The sequence below is a fragment of the Streptomyces capoamus genome (assembly GCF_014654935.1).
GTDB classification, from domain to species: Bacteria; Actinomycetota; Actinomycetes; order Streptomycetales; family Streptomycetaceae; genus Streptomyces; species Streptomyces capoamus.
Genome location: NZ_BNBF01000018.1, coordinates 71,449 through 75,040, shown reverse-complemented (window position 1 = coordinate 75,040; position 3,592 = coordinate 71,449). Strand labels below are relative to the sequence as shown.

Here is a 3,592-nt window from a genome sequence, read left to right as displayed (position 1 = left end):
GGCCGGACCGCCCGCCGACCGGCCTCCCGGGTCGGCCAGCAGCAGGTGGCCGCTGGTCTCCTGCGCGATGCGGCCCGCCGCCTGCTCGTGCAGCACGCCCAGCGGGGGACGGTGCCCGCTGCGCAGGAGGGTGGCGACCGTCTTCATGTACGCCGGCTCGGCCGGGCCCCGCCGGCCGCCGGCCGGGGCGATGCGGCCGTAGACGGCGGTGGTGCGGCCGGAGTCGAGGCCGCGGCCGGTGATGTGCCGCCAGGCCTCGGCGTCGGCGTGCAGGTCGAGGACGAGCGCGGTGTCCGCGGCGGAGCGCAGGCGCAGCTCCTCGCGGATCCAGTGCCAGGGCAGGGCGGTGTAGCGCAGGGTCGCCGGGGTGGTGCGGGCCAGCGCCAGGTGGGGCTGGTACTGGCGCCGGTCCAGGTGCAGCTGGCCGGTGATGTACACGGTGAGCGGTCCCGGGGCGGCCGCGGCGGCCCGCAGCCGGGTGAGGACGGCCTGCGGTTCCAGCGGGTCGGCGAGTTCGACGACGTTCGCGGTGTCGGTGCCCGACAGCACGGAGGGGGCGACGGCGGCCAGCACCGGCAGGACCGCAGCCGCGTCCACCAGGCGCCCCCGGCCCAGCGGCGAGGCCGCGAGCAGCAGCACGGTTCCCGGCATCGTGCCTCCCCCATGTCACCCTCGGATCAGTTCTCCAGCCAGCACCGTAGCCGCTGCCGCCGCGAACCGGTGCCTCCGTACGGCAAACGCCCCGGTACGACCGGTTCACCCGGCGTCACCCGGCAACTCCGGGCGCCTGCCGCGCCCCTGGCGCACGCCCCGGGCTCCCTCTCGCTCCGGCACGCCCCTGAGCCTGCGCACCGCGAAGATCGTCGTATCGTCCTCCAGCCGGCCCGCGCTGTGCCGGAGCACCCCGTCGCGGACCCGGCGGACCAGGCGGCGCGGCTCGGTGCGGTCCGGGTCGGCGCGGACGGCGCGGGCGACCTCCTCGGCGAGGGGGAAGAACGCACCGGGGCGGTCGCGGGCCTCGGTCACCCCGTCGGTGACCAGCAGCAGCGTCTCGTCGGCGGCCAGCGGCACCCGGTGGACCGGCGGCAGACCGCCCGCGAGGTCGGCCAGGCCGAGCGGCACCCCGTCGCCGCAGGGCAGCTCGCGGACCCCGTGCGGGCCGACGGCGAGCGGGGGCTCGTGGCCGAAGTTCACCAGGTCGATCACGCCGGGGTCGTCCTCCGGGAAGCCGATGAGGACGGCCGTGGCGAAGCGGTCCCCGTCGGCCCGGCCCAGCGCGGCGGTGTGCGTGCGGTGCCGCAGCATCCGGATCTCCAGCCGCCCGGCGATCGTCGTGAGGTCCTTCTCGTGGTAGCCGGCCTCGCGGAAGGTGCCGAGCAGCGCCGCGGCGGCCTCCACCGCGCCCAGCCCCTTGCCCTGCACGTCACCGACGAGCACCCGGGTGCCGTGCGGGCCGGGCTGGATGTCGTAGAAGTCGCCGCCGACGCGGGCGTCGACGTCGGCGGCCAGGTACACCCCCGCGTGTTCCAGGCCGGCCCACCCGGACGGCAGGGGGCGCAGCACGGTGCGCCGGGTCGTCTCGGCGATGTCCTGGATGTGCAGCAGCTGCCGTTCCTGCCGCATCCGCAGGGCGGCGGCCAGCGTGGCGAGGGTGCCGCCGAGGGCGACCAGCAGGAAGTCGCCGAACCCGGCCTGGTACTCGGCGGGCCAGGCGCTGTCCACGGCGACGTACGTGACCAGCGCGAGCACGCTGTAGGCGGCCGTCGTCCACACCCCGCACATCGCGGCGGCGGTGCCCGGGACCAGGACGATCCAGGTGATGATCCGGAAATGCTCGCCGGTGTTGAAGTCCAGCAGGATGACGCCGACGAGCAGCAGCAGGGGCGGCAGCCACGCGATGCTCCGCCCCCGCACCCGCAGCAGCGGCCGGCGCCGCCCGTAGTCCGTCTCCGTCACGGCCGGCAGCCCTCCCTGTCCGTCACTTTCTTCAGCGAAACACGGGGGAGGACCGCGCGCATCCGGGCATCCGTCACCCTCCTGGCCGAGTTGCCGGGCCGGGTTCCCCGGTGTGCCCTGGAGACGTGCCCCGCACGGGGGGCGGATGCGGGGGCGAGGTGGAAGGAGTGCTCCCATGGCTCAAGCGGCACCCTCGGCCGGCGGGATGTCCCGGCCCGGCCGCACACCCGAGATGGAGCGCCGGCCGTCCGGCGTCGTGGCCCGCCCGCCCGACGTCCTCGACGCCCGGATCCACCGGCTCGGCCGGGTGGCCGTCCCGGTCGTCCTGGGGCTGGTCTACGGCTACTGGGTCGCGGCCAACAACCGGGACGGCGGCCCCGTCACCGGCTGGAACTGGCTGCTCGGCCTCGTCAGCGCGCTGGTGTTCGCGGTGGTGTGCGCGGCCCTGCTCACGCTGGGCCCGCGGCTGCCGCGAGAGGCGCACGCGCTGGCGTGGGCGGCGTTCACCGGCTGCGCGTACGGCTTCGCCTACAGCCAGATCGGCGCCGTCTTCTCCACCCAGGGCTCCGGCCAGGGCCCCCACGGCGACCTGGTGCGGTCGGTCCTCATGGGCCTGTTGTGGGCGGCGATCGCCTTCATGGTGTTCTTCTACCGCTACTACATCCGCGAGAACGCCCAGGGCCGCCGGGTCCGCTGAGCCGCCGAGTCCGCTGAGCCGGGCGGACCGACGGCGGGTGCGCGTGGGCCCCGGCCGGGCGGCCGGGGCCCACGCGCTCCCCTGTTCTTCCCCTGTCCCTCCGGCCGGCACCACCCGCTGCACACCGGCCCCTTCGTCCTCCCCAGCACCAGGAAACACCCGTTCGGGTGATCCCTCCACCGGAGAACCCCCGAACGCAGTCCCCCCGCTCGCGGGCCGGCCCCGGCCGTCCTTGCCTGGAAGGGTGTCCCCACGCCTCAGGAGCACCCTGTCGGCCGTACTGATCGCCCTGTCCTGCCTCCTCGTGCCGTTCGGCGCGCCGGCGGCCTGGGCGGCGTACGGACTCGCCGACACGGGCCGCTACGTCACCACCATGGCGCCGCTCGCCGCCGACCCGGCCGTGCGGGAGGCCGTCGTGGACACCCTCGCCGACGGCATCCTGCGCGCGGTGGACGAACACCTGGACGTCCGCCCGGTGCGCGGCTCGGTCCGCCCCTTCGTGCACGACGCGGTGCGTTCCTTCACCCACACCCGCGCCTTCCGGCTGGCCTGGGACACCGGCAACCAGGTGACCCACGACGCCGTCCTGCACGCCCTGCGCGGCCAGGACGAACGCCCCGTCACCGTCGACCTGGCACCCGTCACCGCCCAGGTCAAACGCCAGCTCACCCGGGACCACGTACCGCTCGCCGCGCGGATCCCGGTGGAGCACACCGCGGTCCCCGTGCTCCCGGCGGACCGGCTGGCCACGCTGCGCACGGGGTTCCACGCGCTGGAGGTCGCCGGTCTGTGGCTGCCGGTCGCGGCCGTCGCCTTCGCCGCCGGCGGCATCGCGCTCGCCGTGCACCGGCGGCGGGCGGTCGCCGCCACCGCGCTGGGCACGGCCCTGGGCGGCGCCCTGCTCGTCCTCGCCCTCGACGTCGGCCGCGGCCTGACCCT

The 3,592-nt window shown here is 76.1% G+C and carries 3 protein-coding genes and 1 pseudogene; 2 read left to right on the top strand and 2 right to left on the bottom strand.

What is annotated here, in order from left to right:
* Both IE312_RS41855 and IE312_RS26060 read right to left on the bottom strand, forming a co-directional pair.
* A pseudogene (locus IE312_RS41855) lies at positions 1-651 on the bottom strand (hypothetical protein); the annotation flags it as partial.
* 105 nt (positions 652-756) lie between these two features.
* On the bottom strand, positions 757-1,956 hold the full coding sequence (locus tag IE312_RS26060) for a PP2C family protein-serine/threonine phosphatase (RefSeq protein WP_189984766.1): 1,200 nt from the start codon (positions 1,954-1,956) through the stop codon (positions 757-759).
* 175 nt (positions 1,957-2,131) lie between these two features.
* On the opposite strand from IE312_RS26060, the gene IE312_RS26055 reads away from it, so the two are divergent.
* The gene (locus IE312_RS26055; protein ID WP_229900443.1) at positions 2,132-2,653 is read left to right on the top strand and encodes a hypothetical protein; all 522 of its coding nucleotides are present in this window, start codon (positions 2,132-2,134) and stop codon (positions 2,651-2,653) included.
* A gap of 244 nt (positions 2,654-2,897) precedes the next feature.
* Positions 2,898-3,592: hypothetical protein (locus IE312_RS26050; RefSeq protein ID WP_229900442.1), on the top strand; the 695-nt coding region annotated here is incomplete at its 3' end.